This window comes from Pseudomonas sp. MIL19, from assembly GCF_028680365.1.
Taxonomy (GTDB): Bacteria; Pseudomonadota; Gammaproteobacteria; order Pseudomonadales; family Pseudomonadaceae; genus Aquipseudomonas; species Aquipseudomonas spirodelae.
The window spans coordinates 35,003-59,374 of record NZ_JAPPVG010000015.1 but is presented as its reverse complement, the minus strand read 5'-3'; the positions used below and the strand labels follow the sequence as shown (position 1 = coordinate 59,374).

Annotated in this window: 24 protein-coding genes; 10 read left to right on the top strand and 14 right to left on the bottom strand. The window is 59.6% G+C overall.

Annotated elements, in window-relative coordinates; genetic code table 11:
* Window positions 1-10: 10 nt before the first annotated feature.
* On the bottom strand, window positions 11-2,761 hold the full coding sequence (locus N1078_RS12005) for an ATP-binding protein (protein WP_274088411.1): 2,751 nt from the start codon (window positions 2,759-2,761) through the stop codon (window positions 11-13).
* Between the two features lie 151 nt (window positions 2,762-2,912).
* On the opposite strand from N1078_RS12005, the gene cysM reads away from it, so the two are divergent.
* From cysM to relA, 3 genes are all read left to right on the top strand, one after another.
* Window positions 2,913-3,809, top strand: coding sequence for a cysteine synthase CysM (cysM, locus tag N1078_RS12000; RefSeq protein ID WP_274088410.1), 897 nt, complete (start codon window positions 2,913-2,915; stop codon window positions 3,807-3,809).
* Complete coding sequence (gene rlmD / locus N1078_RS11995; RefSeq protein WP_274088409.1) at window positions 3,809-5,161, top strand: 23S rRNA (uracil(1939)-C(5))-methyltransferase RlmD; 1,353 nt, start codon at window positions 3,809-3,811, stop codon at window positions 5,159-5,161. The genes cysM and rlmD overlap by 1 nt, the downstream gene beginning before the upstream one ends.
* A gap of 161 nt (window positions 5,162-5,322) precedes the next feature.
* On the top strand, window positions 5,323-7,563 hold the full coding sequence (relA, locus tag N1078_RS11990) for a GTP diphosphokinase (RefSeq protein WP_274088408.1): 2,241 nt from the start codon (window positions 5,323-5,325) through the stop codon (window positions 7,561-7,563).
* A 109-nt stretch (window positions 7,564-7,672) separates the two neighbouring features.
* Here relA and N1078_RS11985 read toward each other — a convergent pair whose 3' ends face one another.
* Entirely contained in the window at window positions 7,673-8,680 is a 1,008-nt protein-coding gene (locus N1078_RS11985) for an NADP-dependent oxidoreductase (RefSeq protein WP_274088407.1), read from the bottom strand.
* Between the two features lie 224 nt (window positions 8,681-8,904).
* Here N1078_RS11985 and N1078_RS11980 point away from each other — a divergent pair, with 224 nt between their 5' ends.
* Complete coding sequence (locus tag N1078_RS11980) at window positions 8,905-9,666, top strand: SDR family oxidoreductase (RefSeq protein WP_274088406.1); 762 nt, start codon at window positions 8,905-8,907, stop codon at window positions 9,664-9,666.
* Between the two features lie 150 nt (window positions 9,667-9,816).
* On the top strand, window positions 9,817-10,701 hold the full coding sequence (locus tag N1078_RS11975) for a bile acid:sodium symporter family protein (protein ID WP_274088405.1): 885 nt from the start codon (window positions 9,817-9,819) through the stop codon (window positions 10,699-10,701).
* Between the two features lie 62 nt (window positions 10,702-10,763).
* On the opposite strand, the gene cysB is transcribed toward N1078_RS11975, so the two are convergent.
* The 5 genes from cysB to N1078_RS11950 all read right to left on the bottom strand — a co-directional run bounded on the left by cysB (window position 10,764) and on the right by N1078_RS11950 (window position 14,709).
* Entirely contained in the window at window positions 10,764-11,738 is a 975-nt protein-coding gene (cysB, locus tag N1078_RS11970; protein WP_274088404.1) for an HTH-type transcriptional regulator CysB, read from the bottom strand.
* A 111-nt stretch (window positions 11,739-11,849) separates the two neighbouring features.
* Window positions 11,850-12,350 (bottom strand): universal stress protein, encoded by a 501-nt coding sequence (locus N1078_RS11965; RefSeq protein ID WP_274088403.1) that lies wholly within the window; start codon window positions 12,348-12,350, stop codon window positions 11,850-11,852.
* A 145-nt stretch (window positions 12,351-12,495) separates the two neighbouring features.
* Window positions 12,496-13,401 (bottom strand): 5'-nucleotidase, encoded by a 906-nt coding sequence (locus N1078_RS11960; protein WP_274088402.1) that lies wholly within the window; start codon window positions 13,399-13,401, stop codon window positions 12,496-12,498.
* Window positions 13,402-13,414: 13 nt separating this feature from the next.
* Window positions 13,415-14,362, bottom strand: a complete 948-nt coding sequence (locus tag N1078_RS11955; RefSeq protein ID WP_274088401.1) for a putative 2-dehydropantoate 2-reductase — start codon at window positions 14,360-14,362, stop codon at window positions 13,415-13,417.
* A complete protein-coding gene (locus N1078_RS11950) occupies window positions 14,362-14,709 on the bottom strand; it encodes a thioredoxin (protein ID WP_274088400.1) in 348 nt (115 codons plus the stop codon). The genes N1078_RS11955 and N1078_RS11950 overlap by 1 nt, the downstream gene beginning before the upstream one ends.
* A gap of 38 nt (window positions 14,710-14,747) precedes the next feature.
* On the opposite strand from N1078_RS11950, the gene N1078_RS11945 reads away from it, so the two are divergent.
* Together N1078_RS11945 and N1078_RS11940 are read left to right on the top strand one after the other, a co-directional pair.
* The gene (locus N1078_RS11945) at window positions 14,748-15,167 is read left to right on the top strand and encodes a PilZ domain-containing protein (RefSeq protein ID WP_274088399.1); all 420 of its coding nucleotides are present in this window, start codon (window positions 14,748-14,750) and stop codon (window positions 15,165-15,167) included.
* 168 nt (window positions 15,168-15,335) lie between these two features.
* Window positions 15,336-16,412 carry a 3-deoxy-7-phosphoheptulonate synthase gene (locus tag N1078_RS11940; RefSeq protein WP_274088432.1) on the top strand — a complete coding sequence of 359 codons (1,077 nt, stop codon included), beginning with the start codon at window positions 15,336-15,338 and terminating at the stop codon, window positions 16,410-16,412.
* 133 nt (window positions 16,413-16,545) lie between these two features.
* On the opposite strand, the gene N1078_RS11935 is transcribed toward N1078_RS11940, so the two are convergent.
* From N1078_RS11935 to N1078_RS11910, 6 genes are all read right to left on the bottom strand, one after another.
* Window positions 16,546-17,247, bottom strand: a complete 702-nt coding sequence (locus N1078_RS11935; protein ID WP_274088398.1) for an SDR family NAD(P)-dependent oxidoreductase — start codon at window positions 17,245-17,247, stop codon at window positions 16,546-16,548.
* 5 nt (window positions 17,248-17,252) lie between these two features.
* The gene (locus N1078_RS11930; protein ID WP_274088397.1) at window positions 17,253-17,834 is read right to left on the bottom strand and encodes a 2-hydroxychromene-2-carboxylate isomerase; all 582 of its coding nucleotides are present in this window, start codon (window positions 17,832-17,834) and stop codon (window positions 17,253-17,255) included.
* Window positions 17,835-17,951: 117 nt separating this feature from the next.
* The gene (locus N1078_RS11925) at window positions 17,952-18,767 is read right to left on the bottom strand and encodes an oxidoreductase (protein ID WP_274088396.1); all 816 of its coding nucleotides are present in this window, start codon (window positions 18,765-18,767) and stop codon (window positions 17,952-17,954) included.
* A 71-nt stretch (window positions 18,768-18,838) separates the two neighbouring features.
* Window positions 18,839-19,291: a hypothetical protein gene (locus N1078_RS11920; RefSeq protein ID WP_274088395.1), complete on the bottom strand. Its 453-nt coding sequence runs from the start codon at window positions 19,289-19,291 to the stop codon at window positions 18,839-18,841.
* Between the two features lie 64 nt (window positions 19,292-19,355).
* A complete protein-coding gene (locus N1078_RS11915) occupies window positions 19,356-19,748 on the bottom strand; it encodes an oxidoreductase (protein ID WP_274088431.1) in 393 nt (130 codons plus the stop codon).
* The gene (locus N1078_RS11910; protein ID WP_274088394.1) at window positions 19,684-20,109 is read right to left on the bottom strand and encodes a hypothetical protein; all 426 of its coding nucleotides are present in this window, start codon (window positions 20,107-20,109) and stop codon (window positions 19,684-19,686) included. The genes N1078_RS11915 and N1078_RS11910 overlap by 65 nt, the downstream gene beginning before the upstream one ends.
* Before the next feature lie 225 nt (window positions 20,110-20,334).
* On the opposite strand from N1078_RS11910, the gene N1078_RS11905 reads away from it, so the two are divergent.
* Complete coding sequence (locus N1078_RS11905; RefSeq protein ID WP_274088393.1) at window positions 20,335-20,898, top strand: TetR/AcrR family transcriptional regulator; 564 nt, start codon at window positions 20,335-20,337, stop codon at window positions 20,896-20,898.
* A 293-nt stretch (window positions 20,899-21,191) separates the two neighbouring features.
* Window positions 21,192-22,037, top strand: coding sequence for a PilZ domain-containing protein (locus tag N1078_RS11900; protein ID WP_274088392.1), 846 nt, complete (start codon window positions 21,192-21,194; stop codon window positions 22,035-22,037).
* Window positions 22,038-22,123: 86 nt separating this feature from the next.
* On the opposite strand, the gene N1078_RS11895 is transcribed toward N1078_RS11900, so the two are convergent.
* Window positions 22,124-23,314: an MFS transporter gene (locus tag N1078_RS11895; protein ID WP_274088391.1), complete on the bottom strand. Its 1,191-nt coding sequence runs from the start codon at window positions 23,312-23,314 to the stop codon at window positions 22,124-22,126.
* Between the two features lie 108 nt (window positions 23,315-23,422).
* Between N1078_RS11895 and N1078_RS11890 the strand changes: the two genes are divergently transcribed.
* The gene (locus N1078_RS11890; RefSeq protein ID WP_274088390.1) at window positions 23,423-24,355 is read left to right on the top strand and encodes a LysR substrate-binding domain-containing protein; all 933 of its coding nucleotides are present in this window, start codon (window positions 23,423-23,425) and stop codon (window positions 24,353-24,355) included.
* The last annotated feature ends 17 nt before the right edge of the window (window positions 24,356-24,372 follow it).

The following is a 24,372-nucleotide window of genomic DNA, read 5'->3' as shown; positions in this document are numbered from 1 at the left end:
TCTGCCTGATTCAGGCGCTGAGCTGTGCATGCTGAGCCAGCCGGTCGATGGCGGCCTCCAGTTGATCGAGTGCTTGCTGGGCGGCGGGGTCGTTCTGTTTCAGTAGCGTTTCACTGCGTTGACAGGCGGCGCGCAGTTGCGGCACACCGCAATAGCGAGTGGCCCCGTGCAGGCGGTGTACGCGCTCGATCAAGCTGTTGCGTTCGCCGCTGTCGCGGGCTTGGCGAATGGCTTGGCGGTCACCCGGCAGCCCTGCCAGGAGCATGCTCAGCATGTCGGCGGCCAGATCTGCTTTACCAGCAGCTAGGCGCAGGCCTTCTTCGGCATCCAGTACGCTGAGGTTGTTATGTGTCGCACTGATTTCGCTGTGCTCGCTGCTCTGGCTGCGCAGGGCCAGGCCGGTCCATTTGAGCACCACCTGGGCTAATTGGCGTTCACTGATGGGTTTGGTCAGGTAGTCATCTAGCCCGCTTTGCAGCAGGGCACGCTTTTCGTTGGCCAGGGCGTGGGCGGTCAGCGCGACAATCACGACCGGGGGCTGGCCGCGCTCGTTTTCTTGCAGGCGAATCGCTTCGGTGGCCTGGCGACCGTCCATGCCGGGCATTTGTACGTCCATAAAAATCAGGTCGAAGGTCTGTTCAGCGGCTTTTTCCACGGCTTCATAGCCGCTGTTGGCGATGCTGACCTGGGCGCCCATATCGTCCAGCAGGGTTTGCACCAGCAGCAGGTTCGCTGGGTTGTCGTCGACGCAGAGAATCAGCGGTGGTCGGCTGGGCGCAGTATGTTTGTAGTCAGTACGGTTCTGCCTCGGGCTAATCAGCTCGGTCAGGCCGCGTTGCAGCTTGCGTGTGCAGGCGGGTTTGGCTTGCAGCTGGCTGTACGCATCCGGCAAAAAGCTGTGGTAGAGCGACTGCTCGGTGGTCGGGCAGAGCAGCAAGGTTTTGCAGGCCAGCCGCTCAAGCTCCCAGATACGCTGATCGAGGCGCTCTGGCGGCAGGGTCTGGGTACTGACGCCGAGCACCGCCAGTTCAATCGGTTGAGCGCTATGTCGGGCTTCGGCCACCGCGCTGAGCAAGCTGTCGAGGCTGTCAAAACAACTGACCTGCAGGCCACAGTCTTCCAGCTGATGCTGCAGGGCCTGGCGGGCCAGGTCGTGGCTTTCCAGAGCCGCCACACGACGCCCGAGCAGCGGTGGCCGCGGCTGGTCTTCGGCATCGTCACGGGCCTTGGGCAGGCTCAAGGTGATCCAGAACTCCGAGCCTTCCTCGGGGGTGCTGTCGACACCGATTTCACCGCCCATTTGTTCGATCAGGCGTTTCGAAATCACCAGGCCCAGGCCTGTGCCACCGGCCTGGCGGCTGAGCGAATTGTCGGCCTGGCTGAAGGCCTGGAACAATTCGCGTAAGTCGTCATCGGAGAGGCCGATGCCGGTGTCCTGCACGCTGATGCGCAACTGGGCGCGGTCGGCGTTTTCGTCTTCGAGCATGGCGCGGATGACAATGCTGCCGGCGCGGGTGAATTTGATCGCGTTACTCACCAGATTGGTCAGCACCTGCTTGAGCCGCAGCGGGTCGCCGATTAGCGACAGCGGCGTATCGCGATAGACCAGGCTGAGCAGCTCTAGCTGCTTGGCGTGGGCAGCTGGGGCGAGGATGGTCAGGCTTTCCTGAAGCAGATCACGCAGGTTGAACGGGATATTCTCCAGGACCAGCTTGCCGGCCTCGATTTTAGAGAAATCGAGGATCTCGTTGATGATCGCCAGCAGGCTGTCGGCGGATTTTTCGATGGTGCCTAGGTAGTCCTGCTGGCGCGGGGTCAGCTCGCTTTTTTGCAGCAGGTTGGTGAAGCCGAGGATGCCGTTGAGCGGTGTGCGGATTTCATGGCTCATGTTGGCCAGGAATTCGGATTTGATCCGGCTGGCCTCTAGGGCCTCTTTGCGCGCCAAGTCCAATTCGATGTTCTGTATTTCAATGGTTTCCAGGTTCTGCCGCACATCCTCGGTGGCCTGGTCGACACTGTGTTGCAGTTCTTCCTGAGCGTTCTGCAGGGACTCGGCCATGCGGTTGATGCCCGACGCCAGCTCGTCCAGTTCATGGCTGCCCAGCGGAGGCAGGCGGGTTTCCAGGTGGCCATCCTTAAGTTGGGCAACACCGTGTTTGATCCGCCGCAGTGGTTCGTTGATGGTGCGGCTCATGCGCACGGCAAGCAGGGCGGTGACCATCAGGCCGGCGGCAATCAACAGCAGGCTGGCGAGCAGGCTGCGGTAGCCGATGATCAGGGTGCTGTGATGCGAGAGTTCCAGCTCGACCCAGCCGAGCAACTGGGTGCCAAGGTTGCTGGCGGCCTTGCCAGTCAGGCTCAGGTGCTGCTCATACACCGGCAGAAGAAAGCGTGTCGCGTTCTGGTTGCTGTTTTGTGCAAGTTGTTGCTTACCCGTCGCTGGCGAGGGGTTGAGCATGCGCGGTCCCGCATGGGCGAGGGCGTTACGATCGGCGCTGAGGAAGCTTACGGCGCGCACGTCAGGCTGTTCGAGTGCCTGGCTGGCGATGCGCTGCAGCAGCTCGGCGTCGCCGCTTTGCAGGGCGGGGGCGGCGAGGGGCGCGAGTTGCTCGATGATCATCTGCCCGCGCTGCAGCAACTGCTCCTGCAAACCGGACAACTGCATCCAGGTGAAATAGCCGCCGAGCACCAGTGCCAACAGGCTGGTGGGCAGTAGGGTGAGCATGAGCACCCGGCCTTTGATGCCTAAATCCGTTATCACGCGCTGCCTCCTGTACTGACGTCGCGGCAGTTTAGCGGTTGCGCCCGCTCTCATGGCAAATGCTGTCGTGCAAAGCGGGTCGGTTATATAGCCGAGGATGGTTTGCCGGTATCATGAGGACCTTCTTCGCTTCTGGATCATCTTGTTCGCCATGAGCCTGCATTACCCAACCATCGCCGATTGCGTCGGCAACACCCCACTGGTTCGCCTGCAACGTTTGCCGGGTAACACCAGCAATACCTTGCTGCTGAAACTTGAAGGCAACAATCCGGCGGGCTCGGTAAAAGACCGCCCGGCCTTGTCGATGATTAGCCGCGCCGAGCAGCGTGGTGATATCACCCCCGGTGATGTGCTGATCGAAGCCACCAGTGGCAATACCGGCATTGCCCTGGCCATGGCCGCGGCGATCAAGGGTTACCGGATGGTGCTGATCATGCCGGACAACTCCACCGCCGAACGCAAGGCGGCGATGACGGCCTATGGCGCGCAGTTGATTCTGGTCAGTGGTATGGAAGAGGCCCGCGATCTGGCCTTGCAGATGCAGGCCGAGGGCAAGGGTAAGGTGCTCGATCAGTTCGCCAATGGCGATAACCCGATTGCCCACTACACCAGCACTGGCCCGGAAATCTGGCAGCAAACGGGCGGGCAGATCACCCATTTCATCAGCTCCATGGGCACCACCGGCACCATCATGGGGGTGTCGCGCTTCTTGAAAGAACAGAAGCCTGAGGTGCAGATCGTCGGCCTGCAGCCGATGGAAGGCGCGTCGATTCCGGGTATCCGCCGCTGGCCGCAGGAGTATCTGCCGAGTATTTATCAGGCTGAGCGGGTTGATCGCATTATCGACATGGGCCAGCAGGAGGCCGAAGACGTGATGCGCCGGCTGGCGCGCGAAGAAGGCATCTTCTGCGGAGTATCTTCCGGCGGTTCGGTGGCGGCCATGCTGCGCTTGTCGCAAGAAGTCGAGAATGCGGTGATGGTGGCAATTATCTGCGACCGTGGTGACCGTTACCTGTCCAGTGGCATTTACGCCGAACCGAGTAACTGATGGCTAAGAAAGACGGCGGTCTACGCTTTCAACCCAGCGGTGGTTCCCGTGCGCCGCAGGTGCCGGTGGGCAAGAAACAGAAGCTGGCCATCGAGCGCCTGGCTAACGATGGCCGTGGTATCGGCTTTGTCGAGGGCCGCACCTGGTTTGTCAGCGGCGCGTTGGCCGGTGAGCAGATTGAGGCGCGTGTGTTGGGTGCCCACGGTAAGGTGGTTGAGGCACGCACTGAGCGGATTCTCAGCGCCAGCGCCAAGCGGCGCAGCGAGGCCTGCGCCCATGCCAAGGTCTGTGGCGGCTGCAGCGTGCAGCATATGCCCCATGCCGATCAGCTTGCCCTGAAACAGCGCATGCTCGCCGAGCAGCTGAGTCGTCTGGCCAACCTTGAGCCGCGTGAATGGTCCGCCCCGCTGGTCGGTCCTGAGCTGGCGTATCGCCGCCGCGCGCGGATTGCCGTGCGTTGGGACAACAAGGCTAAGCGTTTGGACGTTGGTTTCCGCGCCGCAGCCAGTCAGGACATCATCGCGATTAGTGACTGCCCGGTACTGGTACAGCCTTTGCAACCGATCATGCGCGCGTTACCTCAGGTATTGCGTGAATTGGATAAACCCCAGGCGATTGGTCATGTTGAGTTGTTCAGTGGCAGCAGCAGTGCTGTGCTGGTGCGGCATACCGCAGCGCTGAGTGAAGCTGACCTCGACCGCTTACAGGCATTTTGCACCGCGCAGGCGGCTCAGCTGTGGTTACAGGGCAGTGCAGAGCCGCAGCCGTTGGATCCTCAGGAGCAACTGAGTTATCGCCTGGACGCTTACGACCTCAACCTGGCCTATCGGCCTGGGGACTTTGTGCAGGTCAATCAGCCGGTTAACGACGCCATGGTTGCGCAGGCGCTGGAATGGCTCGCGCCGCAGGCCGATGAGCGGGTGCTGGATCTTTTTTGCGGGCTGGGTAATTTCGCCTTGCCGCTGGCCCAGCGGGTGCGTGAACTTGTAGCGGTAGAGGGCGTGCAGACTATGGTCGAGCGCGCCGCGTTGAATGCCCAAAGGAATAACCTGGGCAACGCGCACTTTTTCCAGGCCGACCTGTCCAACCCGCTGGCCGAGGCTAGCTGGGCGCAGGGCGGGTTCGCCGCGGTGCTGCTGGACCCACCGCGCGATGGGGCGTTACAGGTGGTTAAGCAGATGACCGCGCTGGGCGCTAAACGGGTGTTGTATGTATCGTGTAACCCGGCGACCTTGGCCCGTGACAGCGCTGAATTACTGGCGCAGGGCTATCAGCTCGAACGGGTCGGTGTCCTCGATATGTTTCCGCAAACCGCGCATGTTGAAGCCATGGCGCTGTTTGTTAAGCCGTAGATAGGCGCAGCGAGAGAGGGTGGTAGGCCCAATGGCCTGCACCGCTTTCGATGCAGCAGGGGTGCACAGGGATTGCGCCTTAAGTGGTTAAACCGACCAGCCCATAGAAGGCTGGCGACTGTTCGGTGTGCACATCACGCACTGTAGGGAAGGTAAGCAAGATGGTTCAGGTCAGAGCGCATCAGCCGATCAACGATGACGGCAGTATCAATCTTGAGGTATGGCTCGAACATGTACTGAGTGTCGACCCCGCATTGGATCGCGACGCCCTGCGTGAGGCGTGTGAGTTCGCCCGCGCGGCTGAGCAGCAGGCCAATGCTGCGAAGAATTTATGGACTGAGGGCGCGTCGAGTTTCCGCGCCGGTCTGGAGATCGCCGAAATTCTCGCCGATCTCAAACTCGACCAGGACTCCCTGGTCGCTGCCGTGATCTACCGCTGCGTGCGTGAGGGCAAGGTGCCGTTAGCGCTGGTCCATCAGCGCTTCGGTCCGGTGGTGGCCAAGCTGGTCGAAGGCGTGCTGCGCATGGCTGCCATCAGCGCCTCGATGAACCCGCGTGACTCTCTAGTGCTGGGCTCCCAGGGCCAGGTGGAAAACCTGCGCAAGATGCTCGTGGCGATGGTCGATGATGTGCGCGTGGCGCTGATCAAGCTGGCCGAGCGCACCTGCGCGATCCGTGCGGTGAAAGAGGCCGACGACGAGAAGCGTCAACGTGTGGCCCGCGAGGTCTTCGACATTTACGCCCCGCTGGCCCACCGTTTAGGTATCGGGCATATCAAGTGGGAGCTCGAAGACCTGTCATTCCGCTATCTGGAACCCGAGCAGTACAAGCAGATCGCCAAGCTGCTGCACGAGCGCCGTCTGGACCGCGAGCACTACATCAATGAAGTGATGGGCCAGCTGCGTGGCGAGCTGGATACCACCGGAATCAAGGCCGACATCAGTGGCCGGGTGAAACATATTTATTCGATCTGGCGGAAAATGCAGCGCAAAGGGCTGCAGTTCAACCAGATTTATGACGTGCGCGCAGTGCGGGTGCTGGTGCCTGAAGTGCGTGATTGCTACACCGCGCTGGGTATCGTGCACACCTTGTGGCGGCATATTCCCAAGGAATTTGACGACTACATCGCCAACCCCAAAGAGAACGGCTACCGCTCGCTGCACACGGCCGTGCTTGGCCCAGAGGGCAAGGTGCTGGAGGTGCAGATCCGCACCCAGGCCATGCACGAGGAAGCCGAGCTGGGGGTGTGCGCGCACTGGCGCTACAAGGGCACTGACGTTAAGGCCGGCTCCAACCATTACGAGGAGAAGATTTCCTGGCTGCGTCAGGTGCTCGAATGGCATGAGGAACTCGGCGATATCGGCGGTCTGGCTGAACAGCTGCGGGTGGATATCGAGCCGGACCGGGTTTACGTGTTCACCCCGGACGGTCACGCCATCGACCTGCCCAAGGGCGCGACGCCGTTGGATTTTGCCTATCGGGTGCACACCGAAATCGGCCATAACTGCCGCGGTGCGAAGATTAACGGGCGCATTGTGCCGCTCAACTACAGCCTGCAAACCGGCGAGCAGGTGGAGATCATCACCAGTAAGCACGGCACGCCGAGCCGCGACTGGTTGAACTCCAACCTCGGTTACATCACCACCTCGCGGGCGCGGGCGAAGATTGTTCACTGGTTCAAACTGCAAGACCGTGATCAGAACGTGGCGGCGGGTAAAACCCAGCTCGAGCGCGAACTGCTGCGCCTGGCGCTGCCGCACGTAGACTTTGAAAAATTGGCGGACAAGGCCAATATGAAGACCAGTGAGGATCTTTTCGCGTCGCTCGGTGCGGGCGATTTGCGCCTGGCGCAATTGGTCAACCTGGCGCAGCAACTGGTTGAACCCGATCGGGTCAACGAGCAGTTAGAGCTGATCCCGCGTAAGGCGTTGGGTTTCAAACCCGGCAAGCGTGGTGATATCCAGATTCAGGGCGTGGGTAATCTGCTTACGCAGATGGCGGGTTGCTGCCAGCCGCTGCCCGGCGATCCAATTGTCGGCTATATCACCCTCGGTCGTGGGGTGAGTATCCACCGCCAGGATTGTGCCTCGGTGCTGCAACTGGCCGGGCGTGAGCCGGAGCGGATCATCCAGGTTGGTTGGGGGCCGGTGCCGGTACAAACCTACCCGGTGGACATCATCATTCGCGCCTATGACCGCGCCGGTCTACTGCGTGACGTGACTCAGATGCTGCTCAACGAAAAGCTCAATGTGCTGGCGCTTAATACCCGCTCGAACAAAGAGGACAACACCGCTTCGATGTCCATCACGGTTGAAATTCCGGGGTTGGATGCATTGGGGCGGCTACTGGGACGTATCTCGCGCCTGCCAAACATTATTGAAGTGCGTCGTCACCGGGCTTAACCCGGTAGGGCGGGTTAGGCGCAGACATTGCGGCGCCTAATTGATGCAAAGGCTTTAGTCGCGACCTTGTGGGGGCACGGCTAAAGTCCTTGCTGTTTAAGCCGGCCAGTTAGTCGACTTTCAACACCAGCTTGCCGAAGTTCTCGCCGCTAAACAGCTTGAGCAGGGTTTCCGGGAAGGTTTGCAGACCGCTGACAATGTCTTCCTTGGACTTCAATTGGCCGCTGGCCAGCCAGCCGCCCATCTCCGCCGCCGCTTCGGCAAAGCGTGGGGCATAGGTCATCACCACCATGCCTTCCATGCGCGCGCTGTTGACCAGCAGGTTGAGGTAATTGGCCGGGCCTTTGACCGCCTGCTTGTTGTTGTACTGGCTGATCGCGCCACAAATGATTACTCGCGCCTTGAAGGCCAGGCGGGTAAGCACTGCATCGAGAATGTCGCCGCCGACGTTGTCGAAATACACGTCCACGCCTTTCGGGCATTCGCGCTTGAGGCCGGCGATCACCTCTTCATTTTTGTAATCGATGGCGCCATCGAAGCCCAACTCATCGATCAGAAATTTGCACTTGTCGGCGCCACCAGCAATGCCGACGACGCGGCAACCTTTGAGCTTGGCGATTTGCCCGGCCACGCTGCCCACGGCGCCGGCAGCACCGGAGATCACCACGGTTTCACCCGCCTTCGGCGCGCCCACATCAAGCAGGGCGAAGTAGGCGGTCATGCCGGTCATGCCAAGCGCCGACAGGTACAGCGGCAAAGGCGCGCGCTTGGGGTCCACCTTGTAAAAGCCCTTGGGCTCACCGAGGAAGTAATCCTGCACACCAAGTGCACCGTTGACATGGTCACCTACGGCAAAGTCCGGGTGATGCGAGGCGATGACTTCCCCCACACCGAGGGCGCGCATGACTTCGCCAATGCCGACGGGTGGGATGTAGGACTTGGCATCATTCATCCAGCCGCGCATGGCCGGGTCCAGCGACAGGTAGGCGTTTTTCACCAGAACTTGTCCGGGGCCGGGTTCGCCGACGCTGGTTTCTACATAACTGAAGGTGTCGCGGCTGGGCAGGCCAACCGGGCGTTGGGCAAGCAGGAACTGACGATTGAGTGGGGCAGTCATTGCGGGTACTCATTGAGCGGAAAGACTGTTGATAGCCCGTACGCCCGCGTTGAGCAAGATGTGCCCAGGCAACGAATGGTTGTTTATCCATTCGCGTGATAGGCAGCCTGGGGCGTTAATCACTCATTTGGATGGAGCCTTCAGCGCTCGCTTGATAGTGCTGCCGTGGGCGTGGGCAGCTGATTAGACTCGGCGCAGTTTCTATTCCTTGCGAGGACACGCAGATGAGCTTGAGCTTTTCCGGCCGGGTTGCCCTGGTCACTGGTGGTGCTGCTGGTATTGGCCGTGCTACCGCACTGGCATTCGCCAATGCAGGTTTGCAAGTGGTGGTGTCCGATGTCGATGTGGCAGGCGGAGAGGGTACGGTTGCGTTGATCCGTGAGGCCGGCGGCGATGCGCTGTTTGTTCGCTGCGACGTGACCCGTGACGCCGAGGTCAAGGTGCTTATGGAGTTTACGCTGGAGGCTTATGGGCGCCTGGATTATGCCTTCAACAATGCCGGCATCGAGATCGAGAAGGGCAAGCTGGCTGACGGTAGCGAAAGCGACTACGACGCGATCATGGGCGTTAACGTCAAAGGTGTGTGGCTGTGCATGAAGCACCAGATTCCCTTGCTGTTGGCCCAGGGTGGTGGCGCCATCGTCAACACGGCGTCGATAGCTGGTCTGGGGGCGGCGCCGAAGATGAGTATCTACTCGGCGTCCAAGCATGCAGTGATTGGCCTGACCAAGTCCGCTGCGGTGGAATATGCGAAGAAGAAAATCCGCGTCAACGCCGTTTGCCCAGCAGTAATAGACACTGACATGTTCCGCCGCGCCTATGAAACCGACCCGAAGAAGGCTGAATTCGTAGCGGCCATGCACCCGGTCGGGCGCATCGGTAAGGTCGAAGAGGTTGCCACCGCCGTGCTTTACCTGTGCTGCGATAACGCAGCCTTTACCACCGGCCATGCGCTGGCCGTGGATGGTGGTGCAACGGCGATCTGATTTGCAGGTGTGGCGATAAAAAGGTGCCTTTATGGCGCCTTTTTGCATATAGGGTTCCCTGGTCGGCTGATTGGCCGCTAAAGTCACTGCGAGCATCGTCATGCGCTCGCCAGAATCGTTGCGCTGTCCCGATCCCGGAGTAGAACAATAATGACTGCTGATCCGTTACTGACCCTGTTTCTTCCCGTTGCCCTGGGCATCATCATGCTCGGCCTGGGCTTGTCGTTGACTCTGGCGGATTTCGCCCGCGTGGTGAAACTGCCCAAGCCGGTGCTGATCGGCCTGAGCTGCCAGCTAGTGCTGCTGCCACTGGTGTGCTTCTTCTTGGCTAAAGCGTTTGGCCTGGAACCCGCCCTGGCCGTTGGCTTGATGCTGCTGGCCGCCTCGCCAGGCGGTACCACGGCGAATCTCTACAGCCATTTGGCCCACGGTGATGTGGCGCTGAATATCACCCTCACGGCAGTCAATTCGGTGGTCGCGGTGCTGACCATGCCACTGATCGTTAACTTATCGCTGGCCTACTTTATGGACGGCGATCAGGCGCTGCCGTTGCAGTTCACCAAAGTGGTCCAGGTGTTTGCCATCGTGCTCGGCCCTGTGGCCATCGGCATGTGGATTCGCAGCCGTTTCGAAGGTTTTGCCGCCCGCATGGAAAAGCCGGTGAAAATCATCTCCGCGCTGTTTTTGCTGATCATCATTTTGCTGGCTGTGGTTAAGGACTGGCAGACGTTCGTTGACTACGCGCCCCTGGTGGGCGGCGCCGCGCTGGCCTTCAATTTGATCAGCCTGGCGGTGGGCTATTGGGTGCCACGGTTGATGAAGCTGAGCCTGCGCCAGTCGATTGCCATCGGTATGGAAATTGGCATCCACAACGGCACCCTGGCGATTGCCCTGGCGCTCAGCCCGATGCTGCTGAACAACCCGACCATGTCGATCCCGGCGGCGATCTACAGCATCATCATGTTCTTTACCGCCGCCGCGTTTGGCTGGTGGGTGAACTTCGCCCATGGCAAGGAACTGCTGCGCGGCGAGTGACCGGCCGTTTATCGCGGGCAACAAAAAGCCGGTCACGCGACCGGCTTTTTGTTGAAGCGAGATTAGTGCAGCGGCAGTTCAACGCCTTCAAACAGTTCTTCCAGCTCGGCCTTGCCGTGGCATTGCACGGCTTTGGCCATGACATCGCGGGTCAGGTGTGGGGCGAACTTCTCGATAAAGTCGCACATAAAACCACGCAGGAAGGTGCCACGGCGGAAGCCGATTTTGGTCACGCTGGATTCAAACAGCTCGCCGGCATCTAGCACCACCAAGTCCGGATCAAGGGTGGCATCGACGGCCATCTTGGCCACGATGCCGACTCCGAGGCCCAGGCGTACATAGGTCTTGATCACGTCGGCATCGGCGGCAGTGAACACCACTTTTGGCGTCAGGCCGCGATGGCTGAAGGCTTCATCGAGTTTGGAGCGGCCGGTAAAACCGAATACGTAGGTGACGATGGAATACTCAGCCAGGGCTTCCAGGGTCAGCTTCGGCAGTTTGGTCAGTGGGTGACCCTGCGGCACCACCACGCAGCGGTTCCAGCGGTAGCAGGGCATCATGATCAGGTCGTTGAACAGCTCCAGGCCTTCGGTGGCAATGGCGAAATCAACCGTGCCATCGGCGGCCATTTCGGCTATCTGCATCGGCGTGCCCTGGTGCATGTGCAGGGATACATCCGGGTACTGCTTGATAAACGCGCTGATCACCGGCGGCAGGGCGTAGCGCGCCTGGGTGTGGGTGGTGGCAATCGACAAGGTGCCTTTTTTCTCGTTGGAGAATTCCTGGGCAATCTGCTTGATGCTTTCAACTTTGCGCAGGATCTCACCGGCGGTGTTGATGATGCGCTCGCCGGCTGGGGTGATGCGGGTCAGGTGTTTACCGCTGCGGGCGAATACTTCCACGCCCAGCTCGTCTTCTAGTAAGCGGATTTGCTTACTGATGCCCGGCTGCGAGGTGTAGAGACTTTGCGCCGTGGCAGAAACGTTGAGGTCGTGATGCGCGACTTCCCAGATGTAGCGCAATTGCTGAAGCTTCATAAAATTCCCTCAAAGCAGAAAGACAGCCGCTCAGGTCGTCGGCGTTTATATAACCATAATGATTAGTTAAGCATTAAAACTAGACCAAAAAATAAAATCTGCTGCACTTCTTTAAAGATCACCTCGGTTGCGGTGCTGCAGCATCGGCACCAGGTACACCGGTACTTCGGCCAACTGCACCAGGCGGGACGCGGTACGGCCCAGTGGAATGTCCATATCTGTGCCGTGGCTGTGGCTACCTAAGACCAGCAGGTCGACGCCAAGTTGCTGCGCGGCATCGAGTATCACCAGCGGTGGATCACCCTGTACCACCCGTACCGCCTTGATCAGGTCAAGGTCATGCAAGGTCTCGCCCACTTCATCACGAAAGCCTTCCAGCACGCGCTGCTCGATGCTGGCCATCACGGTGCTCAGGCCGTTTTCACGCAGTTCTTTGAGGCGCTCTTCATCCAGATACGTCTGTAACACCGACTCGGCAAACAGGCCCATGGGCTCCACAGCGTGCACCACATAGAGGTTGGCATTGAAGGAGCGGGTCAGCTCCAGCGCGTGTTGCAATATATAAGGCGCGTAGAGGCCCAGATCGGTGGCATAGAGAATCGAACGGATCATGCGGCCTCCTTGACTGCCTGACTGGCGGGCCCGATTTGAGCTTAGCAGTGCAATTGGCAGGTCAATGAAGCTCAGGGTTTTGAGGACGAATGGTTATATGCGCAAGCGGGGCAGCGGGGCGCAGTGCCCCGCTTAGAAGGCTGGGTTAAGGCTGAGGTTCGTTGCTGATGCCATGCGGCACATGCCCGGTGGCGACCACTTCGCGGGCTTTTTCGCAGTGCCCGGCCTGGTCGTCGAAGAACACATCGGCGCCGAAGGTTTCCAGAATGGCGGCTTTCTCCAGACCGCCGAGGAAGTAGGATTCATCCAGGCGAATATTCCACTCGCGCAAGGTTCGGATCACCCGTTCATGGGCCGGGGCCGAGCGCGCGGTGACCAAGGCGGTCCGAATCGGGCATTGCTCTTCAGGAAACTCCTGTTGCAAGCGATGCAGGGCCGCAAGGAAGGGTTTGAACGGGCCGCCGCCGAGCAGCTCACGGGCCGACTGGCGTTCGTGGCTCTGAAAGGCCTCCAGGCCACCCTGCTGATAGACCCGCTCGGACTCATCAGAAAACAACACCGCGTCGCCATCGAAGGCAATGCGCAGTTCATTGCTGGCTGCCCGCCGCGCACCGCCGGAGAGAATGGTCGCCGCACCAAAGCCGGCGCGCAGTGCGCTGCGCACATCCTCAGCATGGGTGGAGAGGAACAGCTGGCAGCCGAATGCTGCGAGATACGGGTCCGGGCTGCGCCCGCCGACAAAGGCGGCGCGGGAAATGCCCAGGCCATAGTGTTGGATCGAGTTGAATGCCCGCAGCCCAGTGTCGGCACTGTTGCGCGACACCAGAATCACCTCGACCCGCTGTTGCTTGAGGGTGGTATTGAGCGCCAACAGCTTTTCGACCAGAGGGAAGGCGTCACCAGGGGCGAGGATCTCGTCCTCATGCTCAATCTGGTATTGGCGATAAGCTGCAACGCCCTGGCTTTCATAGATGTGATGGCTTTCGCGCAGGTCGAAAAGCGCCCGCGAGGAAATCGCCAGTACCAGTTTGTCGCCTAATCCCTTGCTCATGGCTGCTCCCGTTTTACGGTTGGCGTTGTTCGAGATAACGCAAGCTTTGGTAGAGCATCTCGGTGCGTGGCATGGCGCAATCGACCTTGGCAGCGGCGGCCAGGGGGACGGCATAAATAGCGTGCACCTCCAGCGGGCGTTGCAGGGCAAAGTCGTGGTACATGCTCGGTAAATAGTCCGGTGTGCGCTCGGTGGCCGCCAGCAATTTACCGGCAAACTCCGCAGGCAGTGGATAGCCACAGGCGCTGGCAGCTTCTACCACCTCTTGCATGAGGGCGGCGATCAGGGCCCGGCTCTCGGCGTTGCTCATCAGAGCGCTGGTACCGCTATTCAGCAGTACGGCCAGGCCGTTGAAGGGCGCGTTCCACACCAGCTTCTGCCAGCGCGCCTGCTTCAGCTCGGCCATCGCCTTGGAGGCCAGCCCTGCGGTTTGAAACAAGCCGGTGCCTTGCTCAAGGATCAGCTGGCGACTCTCTGTATCCAGCGCCGGGCCTGAGTGATAACCAAGGTTGACGCCGCCCAGGGCCTGATGCTCAACCACACCTGGCGCGCTGCGATGCGCGTATATGTAGCAAAGGCCGCCGAGCAGGTGCAGTGAGTCGGGTAACAGCGGGCGTAGTTCGTCTTCGACATCCAGGCCGTTTTGCATCAGCACCACCTTGGCGCCGGGCGCCGCCGCCTGGCTGATAAGCGGGGCCAGTTCGGCGTTGCTGGTGGTTTTGGCGGCGACTAGCAGCCAGTCGCACGGCGGCATGTCGGTGACCGACGGGTACGCCTGCACGTTATCCAGATGCAGCGAGCCGTGCACAGCACTGTTGACTCGCAGGCCTTCACTGGCCACAGCCGTGAATTCACTGCGCAGCAGAAAATGCACATCAAAGCCGGCGCGGGCCAGCATCAGGCCATAAAAGCCGCCAATCGCGCCGCAGCCGATAATGCCGATACGGGGTGCTGCAGTCATCAGGGAAGCTCCTCAGCGGGGCGCGACAGGGCAGTGTCCAGCGCCAGGGTTAATTCGCTGCTCAGCAAGCGAGCCTGCACAGCGCCATAAAATTGGCCATCACGCACGGCAAACAGGGCCGGCAGATGGAAGACCTCGTAACGCGTAACCAAACCGCCATTGTTGCCCGCATCGACCCACGCCAGGCGCTGCACGGGCAGGTCCAGCTTGGCCAATTCACGGCGCGCCCAACGGCAACTGGCACAACCTATGCTGGTGAATATCAGCAATGACGTGCCGGGCAGGTCGAGCAGGTGACGATCCGCATCTAAATCGGTGAGTTCCAGTTCAGTCACTATACTGCTCATGTCTGATATCAAATTGATGGCATCTGAGGTCGTAAGCGATGCGTCACTTTCTGCGTCATCCCAGTGATATGCCGGTGGAGTTGGTGTTGCGCAAACAGGCGTGTGTGCCCAAACAGCGGCTCAACAATATCAGCCTCGGCGGCGTGGCTTGCAACTCCAGCCGTGCTTTTCGCCGCGGCACGGCTGTTGAAATGCGCATCCCGCTGTTCGGCGAGCAGGCGCGCTACCCGGGGCTGGTGGCATGGTGCCGTAAACAGGGTGAGCATTATCTGGTGGGTATCGCCTTTATTGATGAGGACACCTTGTTTCGCGCCCGCATGGTCGAACAGGTGTGCCACATCGAGCACTACCGCAAGCAATGTGAGCAGCAGCAGGGCTGTAGCTTATCGATTGAGGCCGTGGCGCAAGAGTGGATCAGCCAGCACGCTGCCGAGTTTTCCCGCGATAGTTTGAATTAGTCAATCCAACCATCGGCACGGCTCAAGCCGCCAAGCCCATTGTCGAGCCGTGCCTTTACGCGCTAAGGTTCGGCTTCCCCGCAGTGCTCCTATTGCTGTGCTCCGCCACACGGGGATCGCTGGCGGCCGGCACCCGTGACCTGATGACTCTTACTGATGAATAGCACGATGGCTGATTTACCGATTGATGACCTCAACGTTGCCTCCAACGATACCCTGATAACCCCCGCACAGCTCAAGCGTGAAATTCCGCTGACTGACGCTGCCCTGCGCACGGTTGCCAGCGGGCGTGAGGTAATCCGCAATATTCTCGATGGCAAGGATCACCGCCTGTTTGTGGTGGTCGGGCCGTGCTCGATTCACGACATCAAGGCCGCCCACGAGTATGCCGAGCGCCTCAAGGCGCTGGCTGCTGAGCTGTCGGACAGCCTGTATCTGGTTATGCGCGTGTATTTCGAAAAGCCGCGTACCACCGTCGGCTGGAAAGGCCTGATCAACGATCCATTTATGGACGACTCGTTCAAGATTCAGGACGGTCTGCATATCGGTCGCCAGTTGCTGCGTGACCTGGCGGAAATGGGCCTGCCAACCGCGACCGAAGCCCTCGACCCGATCTCCCCGCAGTACCTGCAGGATTTGATCAGCTGGTCGGCCATTGGCGCGCGCACCACTGAATCGCAAACCCACCGTGAAATGGCTTCCGGCTTGTCCTCCTCGGTTGGCTTCAAAAATGGTACTGATGGCGGCCTGACGGTAGCGATCAACGCCCTGCAGTCGGTTTCCAGCCCGCACCGTTTCCTTGGTATCAACCAGGAAGGTGGCGTCTCCATCGTCACCACCAAAGGCAATGCCTACGGTCACGTGGTGCTGCGCGGTGGCAACGGCAAGCCGAACTACGACTCGGTGAGTGTGGCCGTGTGTGAGCAGGAACTGACCAAAGCCGGCATCCGTCCGAACATTATGGTCGACTGCAGCCACGCCAACTCCAACAAGGATCCGGCCCTGCAACCACTGGTCATGGACAACGTTGCCAACCAGATTCTGGAAGGCAACCAATCCATCGTCGGCCTGATGGTCGAAAGCCACCTAGGCTGGGGCGCTCAGTCGATTCCTAAGGACCTGAGCCAGCTCAAGTACGGCGTCTCCATCACCGATGCCTGCATCGACTGGGACACCACCGAGAAAACCCTGCGCGGCATGCACGCCAAGCTCAAAGACGTGTTGCCTAAGCGTCAGCGCGGCTAAGTACAACCGCTTCAATAAAAACGGGCTTATGCGTGATGCATAAGCCCGTTTTTTGTGGCGATAGCCGCACCGAAACGCCTTTTACACCCCTTGGGCAAGCAAATCCTGGCGATCGATGCCTTTCCTACGCTCCTTACCATTTTTCGCAGTAGGGGCGCACTTCGGAGATAAAGGTCCAGGCATCCTTGGGCTGATGCGCCAAGTGAAAGACTTCAGCGGCGATGCTCTTGGGTTGGATGAAGAAATTATCCGGCGCTTTGCTGTGCATCTCGCGCGCCCAAGGCACATCGATGACCGCATCGATAACCAGATAAGCCACATGCACGCCTTTTGGCCCCAGATCCCTGGCCAGCGACTCAGCGAGAATGCGTTGCGCGGCCTTGGTTGGCGCGAACCCGGCAAAGTTGGGCGAGCCACGCAGCGCCGAGGTATTACCCGTGACGACGATGGCGCCTTCGCCAGCCTTGATCATCGCCGGGGCGACCATTTGCGCCAGGTTCAGCAGCGCCATGGTGTTGATTTCAAAGTTGCGGCGCAGCGTTTCTGGATTGGTCTCGAGGAAGGGGGCAAAGGAGCCGCCGACCGCGTTGTGCACCACCACTTGCGGTGCGCCAATCTGCTCAAGCACCTGCTTGAGTGCCCCGGCGTCGGTAACATCACAGGGCATGGCAAAGGTGCCGGGCACTTCGGCCTCAAGTTCGGCCAGCCGTGCCGAGTCGCGAGCGATCATCGCCACGCGATAACCGCCTTCGGCGAAACGACGAACCAGGGATGAGCCGACGCCGGGGCCGACACCGGTAATCAACGCCAGGGGTTGCTGAGTAGCTGCAGTCATAATGGTTACACTCCCGCCAAATGTTCGCGAACAAAATCAAGTCGATCATTACCAAAGAACAAGTTCACCCCGAGCAGAAAACTCGGTGCGCCAAACACGCCGCGCTCGGCCGCCTCCTGGTTGTTTTTTTCCAGTCGCTCAAGGGTTTCTTGTGCATCGATCAGGTCAGCTAGGCTCGCTGTTTCGATGCCTGCCGCTTCAAGCACACCAAGCACTTCAGCGCTTGTGGTCAGGGTCTGTCCGTCCCGCCAGCAGGCATTAAACAGTGCGCTGGTGATCTGCCGTGCGGCCTCACTGGACGGCGCCGCAAGCACTGCTCGCGCACAGGCGGCGTTGTTCATGGCACGCATGTCAGGGCGCTTGAGCGCGACGCCATAGCGGCGCGCCCAGCGCGCAAGGTCGGTGCCGGCGTAGCGACCTTTCGCTGCACAGGTGACGGTGGTTGGCGTATTGCCAACCATTTTCATCACGCTCAACACATGTATGGGGCGCAGGCTGACATCCGCCTGCAGGCTGTCCAGTTGGCTGTACGCCAGGTAGCTATAGGGGCTTACGAAATCAAAGAAAAAATCAACGGTTTGCTTCATGTGTGAACTCCTGTGGATGAGCATCAGAACGCGAGTCTTTCTTCCCGGGCTTGCGACGTAATGTGGATTCCGGGTGTGCCTTGCGGTGAGCGTGGCTCAGGTTTTTTTGCCAGCGATTTACCCCTCAAGTTGCAGGCTTTTACGGATGCCAGCGTCGAGAATTCCTGCCGGGGCGAAGGCGCGTAGCAGGCTCAGACGGCCAGCCGCTACACCTGCGGTATAACGCAGCTTAGGGCGCGCGGCGCTGGCCGCTTTTACGACGACCTTGGCCACAACGTCTGGATCATCGGCGTTTGCCATCGATTGGCTGAACACCTTGGCGAGGCTCGTGCGGACGTTGTGGTACTCATCGAGCTTGGCATCGGGCTCGATGTTGTTCGCTTCGAACTGGGTCTTGGTAAAAGCCGGTTCGATGACCGCGACACGAATGCCGCGTGTGCGTAACTCGTGATCAAGCGCTTCCGAGTAGCCTTCTACGGCATGTTTGCTTGCGGCATAGAGTGCGATGTAGGGCATGGGCACGACGCCCAGAATCGAGCCGATGTTGATAATTCGGCCGCGGCCTTGGCGGCGCATGTGCGGGACTACGGCGCGGGTCATGCGCACAATGCCAAAGAAGTTTGTGTCGAAAAGCGCCTGGGCCTGTTCGAGCGAGCTTTCTTCTGCACCGGCAGGGGCAATGCCGAAACCGGCATTGTTCACCAACAGATCGATACGCCCTTCAAGCTGGATCAGTTCGTTGACCGCAGCTGATACAGACACATCATCCGTGACATCGAGCGCCAGCATTGTGATGTTGCTTTGCGCGGCCTGGATGCCGCGCCTGCTGGTGCCATAAACCTTGTAACCGGCCTTCGTGAGTTGTTTGGCGGTGGCTGCGCCAATGCCGGATGAAGCGCCGGTGACCAGCGCGACTGGAGTGTTGGATGTCATAGCGGCACCTTAATTTTCAGGATATGTGGCAGCCACTCATAGAGCAGCAACGATCAGTTTTAACGCGAGTCTTAGTTGCGCGCGCGCAGGCGTCGGGTGCGATAGGTGCCCCAGCTACTCATGGCCAGCGATTTGACGAACGCCAGCAGGCCGCTTTCATTGGCGCGCGGCTCGCGGCCCTTGGCGATTCGCTTGAGTTGCAGGGAGTACCAGAGAATCTCCATCAGCCCCATGCGGTCGATCGGCTTGATGCCTGTCTTGATGGTGTGCACCTGCTGGGCGCTGTCCTTTCCCTGCAGCAGTGCGGTCGGTGCGTCGGGGTCGATTGCCAGCAGCCTCGCCAGGCCAATGACATCTACCGCGCCAGAAGCCAGCGCGGCATTCATGCCGGCGGCACTGCGAAAACCACCGGTGAGCATCAGCGGGACGTGCACCGTGGCGCGGACTTTTTCGGCGAATTCGAGGAAGTAGGCTTCACGGGCTGCAGTGGATGGTTTTTTCTGTTCTTGGAGCCCGCCGCTCATGGCAGGAGCTTCATAGGTGCCGCCGGATATTTCGATCAGATCGATGCCGGCATCGACCAGCGCTTTAATCGTTGCCAGCGACTCTTCTTCGGTAAAACCAGCCGTGCTGGAAATCTGCGGAGTTGAGTTTGATCGCTACTGGGAAGTCATCGCCCACCTGACGGCGAATCTCGGCGTAAACGGCCAGCAAGAAGCGGCGGCGGTTCTCCGGCGAGCCCCCCCATTGATCCGTGCGCTGGTTGTGGTGCGGGGAGAGGAACTGGTTGATCAGGTAGCCATGCGCGCCATGGATTTCGATACCGCTGAAACCCGCTTTCTTGCAGATGGCGGCACTACGACCGAAGCGCGAGATGATCTCCTGGATTTCGGCATGGGTGGCTTCTTCGGGCGTTTCAAAGAACGCCGCCATGTCCTCGCGAAACGGCACCGCCGATGGTGCGATATTGCGTGCGTTCAGGCCTTTGGGCGATTGCTTGCCGGGGTGGTTGAGCTGTACCCAGATGGCGGCACCACTGATCGGTGGCGGCGCGCGCCCACTGTTGCAGGATGGGCAAATCCGCTTCGTCCTCGTTCACCACGTTGCCCGGTTCACCCAGTGCCCGCCGATCGATCATCACGTTGCCAGTCAGGATCAGTCCAATACCGGAAGCGGCCCAGCGCTGGTAAAGCGTGACCAGCCCTTGGGTGGGGCGGTTGTTGTAGGTGCCCAGCGCCTCACTCATCGACGCCTTGGCCAAGCGATTACGCAACAGGCTGCCGTTGGGCAGACGCAGCTGTTGCGCCAGGTAATTTGGGTTGGACGAAGCTGATTGGGACATGTGGGAGCTACCTGAAAATAAAATGAGCAAAGTTCGCTAGTAAGTCGCTTTGTCTATGCCGCGCCAGACCTGCGCTCTGCAATCACCTAAGCCGCGATTGAGAGGCGTTTTTTGACGCGAGCGGGTTTATGATTACGGTCATAATCAAAATAGTCAAACATTTTGATGATGAGTAACATCAATGTATTCTTGCCGGGTGGTTGTCGGCATAAAGGGGAGCAGGGCATGAAGGTTACAAAGGCGCAGGTCGAGGCAAATCGAGCGCACATCGTCGAAACGGCCTGCACGTTATTTCGTGAGCGCGGCTACGACGGTGTCGGTGTGGCGGAGCTGATGGCGACTGCCGGCCTCACGCATGGCGGGTTCTACCGGCACTTCGGCTCCAAGGCAGAGTTGATGGCAGAGGCTGCTGCGTGTGGGGTGGCCAAGACGAAGTCACAGATGGACGGCGTGGATATGACGGATTTTTTTCGTCACTACCTCTCACGCGAGCACCGCGACGACCGCGGTGGCGGTTGCACACTTGCGGCGCTGAGCGGTGACGCGGCGCGGCAGTCTGATGCGATCAAGGCGACCTTTGCGGCGGGGCTCGAAAATCTGCTGTCAGATCTGCAAGGCGCAGAGGACGGGCGCAGTGCTGAGGCACTGCGGCACGCGCGGGCCCGAGCGATTAACAACGTTGCCCATGCTCTGGGCGCACTGGTTTTGTCCCGGGCCTGCCCTGACGACTCCCCACTGGCAGATGAAATTCTTGAGAGCTGTCGCTCAGCGAATGTTGACTCGCGTTAAGCCACGACAGCGCCTGATTGATGGCAACAGATCACACTTATGGATTGTTTTAGGGTGTCGGTAATGACGCTACGCTACGTTATAGGCATTTAGCCTGCCGCTCTAACGCGCGGCCTAGCTTTGGCGGTTATTCGGGATAGAAATCGACTCAACGCTGTCCTTCGCGCATGACAGCCAACGCCCATCCGCACTACGTAAAAGCCGGGGGAGATTCAGTGTTGCGTCAACCGCTGGGGTCTACAACTCAACGGGTATACTCGAAAAACATGGACTGAATGTATGGCGTTGAATCTATGACCACAGATCGCTCCGCAGCCGATACAACCAAAGCTGTGCGACTTGAACAGCTCAGAGTCGAACTTAACCAACGCTGGATTGAGCAAGAACTCGAGCGCGTTAATGAGGTTTTCCTCGCTGCCCTCAAAGACGCTGTGGAGTACTGTGAGCAACTGCGTAGTGAACTTGCGAGCCAGCAACTGCTGGAGCAAGAAACCCAAGCCAAACTGACTGTTGCGGACAAGTTACGCCTCAAGCTGGGTGTTCCTTTTTCGTCCTCAAGTATGTCGGCAGCAGCGCAAAAACTGTCGATGATTAGAGAGCGTATCGAGCAGCTGCAAAATGAAATTCTGCTGAACAGCCCAGGCGCTAAAGCCACCTCACCGGATACCCGTTCAAAGCTGCTCACTGCAATAGCGCAAAACGATAGAGCAGTACACCTCGCCCAAGCCAGCAATAACAGCGCGCGCTCCGCCTGGGTAGAGGCACAACTACAAAACCAACTGATTGATCAACGTGGCCAGTTAGACGCGTGGCGCAAAGAGGCTACGCAGACCAAAGCCCACCGCAAGGCATTGCGCTCTAACGTCAAACTGACAGTCACAATCGAAGGTCAGCGCGGCATGTTGACGGGCGTGACCAGAGACATCTCCGACACGGGCGTTTTTGTCGAGCTAAAAGATGCCGACAAGACCTTCATCGAAGGTGAGTTGCTGACCGTGCAGGTCAGTGGCCTGCCAGCTGAGTCGACGGCAGTACGCGGGGTCGCGGTGCGCGTTAGCAGCAATGGCTTGGGCGTGCGCCTGAACTCGGCTAAAAACGCCTTGCGTACGCAGATTGAAAACCAGGATGACTCGCAGTAATTAAGACTCGGCCTGTGGGTCGCCCTCACAGCGGTTTTTAGGTGCGCGAGTGGCGGCAACCTTTCGGGCGGTTGCCGCCGAGGTGATTACTGGCGCCGCATCAACAGTAGTGTGACGACGATCGCCAACGCGGCTATCAAGGCGGCGATGACGCCGATTGATTCAAGGCCGTAGCGTTCAATGCCGATACCGCCAAGAATCGCGCCCAAGCCGATGCCCGCGTTGGCGGCGGAAATGTTCATGGTTGCGGCCAAGGCTTGAGCCTGCGCACCGGCCTGCATAACCCGCACTTGGCAGACCACGAACAGCGCCGTATAGCCGATCCCCCATGCCACCAGGGCAACCATCAGCCCAATGTGATGAGGGGCCAGTGGAACTGCGGCGAGCATACCGGCGCCCGCCAGCACTAAAAATAGCACCATGGCGGCCAGTGGCCTGCGGTCGACCATGCTGCCAGCCAGGTGATTACCGAGCATGCCGACTGCGCCGAAGCCCATCAGCCACCAGCCCACCTGGCCAGCCGGAATGTTGCCCAGGCGCTCAAGGATGTCGGCTAAATAGGTGTAAGCGGTGAACAACGCGGTGAAGGTCAGGATCGACAACAGCAAATGAGCCAGGAAGCGAGGTTGGCCTAATATCGCCGTCTGCTTGTTGTCAGGGTGCGAGCTGGCAGACACCGGTAACTTAGGCATCACCACATGCATCAGCACACCAATCAGCAGCGAGATCGCGGCGAGTATCCAGAAGCTGCCTCGCCAGCCGACCGAATCAGCAGCCAGGGTCCCGAGCGGTACGCCGAATACCAGAGCGGCGGTAATCCCTAGGTAGACGCGCCCAACAGCCTTGCCTGATTGCCCAGGGCCTGCGAGTTGCCCGGCCGTCTCGCTGGCTGTGCCCCAAAACACGGGCAGCGCCAGAGCCGGGATGAAGCGCGCCAGGGCCAACACCCAGATGTTAGTGGCGATCGCCGCCAGCACGTTGGACGCGGCGAATACCATGAGGATCAATGTGAAGAGTTTCTTGCGCTCCACATGCGCCAGTTTGGCGGTGAGTAGCGGCCCGAACACCATCACGGTAAAGGCGAACAGGGTCACGACCTGGCCAGCCAAGGCGATAGAGATGTTCAGCTCTCGCGACAACGCAGGCAGTAGACCGACAATCAGAAATTCGGTGGTGACGATAATGAAGGCTGCGACTGCCATGATCAGGATCTGCAGCCCTGAGCGCGACGTTTCGGCAGGGGACAGCGTCGCGTCTGCGACAGATGAGGAATGCATGACACTTAACTCCAACTAGGTTTTCACATAGCCTATTGGAGAAATAGCGCTTGATCTTGGTTGGTTTTTACCAAGTGATTGGAATTTAATTCATTAATTGGGGCCGCCATGTTTTCTTCTGAGCGCTTAAAAGGTATCGATGTGTTCGTCATCGTGGCCGATCTGGGCAGCTTTACCGCCGCAGCTGAGCGCTTGCACCTGACCAGCTCCGCGGTGAGCAAGAGCATTGGGCGCCTTGAGGCGCGTCTGGGCATTCGTTTGTTTCAGCGCACCACGCGTCGCGTGTCGCTCACCGAAGCAGGGGAGACCTTTTACCGCACCTGCACGACGGTACTTGCCGATCTGGAGGAGGTCGAGGTCGCGCTGACCGCCACTCAGACCGAGCCGCACGGCAAGGTGCGGATTGATTTGCCGGCGTCCTATGGGCGGCTGCATGTACTGCCGCTCATTCTTGATTTCGTCAAAGAGCACCCACGGTTATCACCGCATGTGTCGTTTTCCGATCGTTACGTCGATCCGGTACATGAGGGCATCGATATCGTTGTCAGGATTGGCGGTTCTGATGCATGGCCTGCCTCTCTTGGGCACCAGTTTTTCGGCACGCCGAAGCTGATTTTTTGCGCCTCGCCGGATTACCTGCGCCGTTACGGGATGCCCCAAGCAGAATCGGACTTGGACGGGCACCTGTGCGTGGGTTACGGCCAGAACGATGGGATGGCGATCCCGTGGTATTTCAAAGGGCGTCAACCGGGTGATATGGAGCGCAGAATCATGCACCCGCATATCGCCGTCGGTGACGGGGAAGGGGAGGTGATGGCCGTGCTGGCCGGGTTGGGCATCGCCCAGCTGCCTACATGGCTGGTTCAGGCGCATTTGAACGATGGCAGCCTGGTAGAAGTGTTGCCACACCTCTCCACCGAAGGGCAGCCGATGAATCTGGTATGGCTCAAGAGCCGTGAAGCGATGCCCAAGGTCAGTGCCTTGCTCGCCTACCTCGGAGCAAATCTCACCCCTGCGGGGAGGCGCTGGCCCGCCGCGTGAGTAGAAGAATGACGTTA

What these genes read in the sequence shown, in the direction of transcription:
- N1078_RS11985 (WP_274088407.1), bottom strand. Translation starts at nt 8,680, where the DNA reads ATGACTGCCCCACTCAATCGTCAGTTCCTGCTTGCCCAACGCCCGGTT.
- N1078_RS11975 (WP_274088405.1), top strand. Translation starts at nt 9,817, where the DNA reads ATGACTGCTGATCCGTTACTGACCCTGTTTCTTCCCGTTGCCCTGGGC.
- N1078_RS11905 (WP_274088393.1), top strand. Translation starts at nt 20,335, where the DNA reads ATGAAGGTTACAAAGGCGCAGGTCGAGGCAAATCGAGCGCACATCGTC.
- N1078_RS11955 (WP_274088401.1), bottom strand. Translation starts at nt 14,362, where the DNA reads ATGACTGCAGCACCCCGTATCGGCATTATCGGCTGCGGCGCGATTGGC.
- cysM (WP_274088410.1), top strand. Translation starts at nt 2,913, where the DNA reads ATGAGCCTGCATTACCCAACCATCGCCGATTGCGTCGGCAACACCCCA.
- N1078_RS11930 (WP_274088397.1), bottom strand. Translation starts at nt 17,834, where the DNA reads ATGAAGCAAACCGTTGATTTTTTCTTTGATTTCGTAAGCCCCTATAGC.
- cysB (WP_274088404.1), bottom strand. Translation starts at nt 11,738, where the DNA reads ATGAAGCTTCAGCAATTGCGCTACATCTGGGAAGTCGCGCATCACGAC.
- N1078_RS11950 (WP_274088400.1), bottom strand. Translation starts at nt 14,709, where the DNA reads ATGAGCAGTATAGTGACTGAACTGGAACTCACCGATTTAGATGCGGAT.
- N1078_RS11960 (WP_274088402.1), bottom strand. Translation starts at nt 13,401, where the DNA reads ATGAGCAAGGGATTAGGCGACAAACTGGTACTGGCGATTTCCTCGCGG.
- N1078_RS11980 (WP_274088406.1), top strand. Translation starts at nt 8,905, where the DNA reads ATGAGCTTGAGCTTTTCCGGCCGGGTTGCCCTGGTCACTGGTGGTGCT.
- relA (WP_274088408.1), top strand. Translation starts at nt 5,323, where the DNA reads ATGGTTCAGGTCAGAGCGCATCAGCCGATCAACGATGACGGCAGTATC.
- N1078_RS11965 (WP_274088403.1), bottom strand. Translation starts at nt 12,350, where the DNA reads ATGATCCGTTCGATTCTCTATGCCACCGATCTGGGCCTCTACGCGCCT.
- N1078_RS11945 (WP_274088399.1), top strand. Translation starts at nt 14,748, where the DNA reads ATGCGTCACTTTCTGCGTCATCCCAGTGATATGCCGGTGGAGTTGGTG.
- N1078_RS11890 (WP_274088390.1), top strand. Translation starts at nt 23,423, where the DNA reads ATGTTTTCTTCTGAGCGCTTAAAAGGTATCGATGTGTTCGTCATCGTG.
- N1078_RS11900 (WP_274088392.1), top strand. Translation starts at nt 21,192, where the DNA reads ATGACCACAGATCGCTCCGCAGCCGATACAACCAAAGCTGTGCGACTT.
- N1078_RS11895 (WP_274088391.1), bottom strand. Translation starts at nt 23,314, where the DNA reads ATGCATTCCTCATCTGTCGCAGACGCGACGCTGTCCCCTGCCGAAACG.
- rlmD (WP_274088409.1), top strand. Translation starts at nt 3,809, where the DNA reads ATGGCTAAGAAAGACGGCGGTCTACGCTTTCAACCCAGCGGTGGTTCC.
- N1078_RS11940 (WP_274088432.1), top strand. Translation starts at nt 15,336, where the DNA reads ATGGCTGATTTACCGATTGATGACCTCAACGTTGCCTCCAACGATACC.
- N1078_RS11920 (WP_274088395.1), bottom strand. Translation starts at nt 19,291, where the DNA reads ATGAGCGGCGGGCTCCAAGAACAGAAAAAACCATCCACTGCAGCCCGT.
- N1078_RS11925 (WP_274088396.1), bottom strand. Translation starts at nt 18,767, where the DNA reads ATGACATCCAACACTCCAGTCGCGCTGGTCACCGGCGCTTCATCCGGC.
- N1078_RS11910 (WP_274088394.1), bottom strand. Translation starts at nt 20,109, where the DNA reads ATGTCCCAATCAGCTTCGTCCAACCCAAATTACCTGGCGCAACAGCTG.
- N1078_RS11935 (WP_274088398.1), bottom strand. Translation starts at nt 17,247, where the DNA reads ATGACTGCAGCTACTCAGCAACCCCTGGCGTTGATTACCGGTGTCGGC.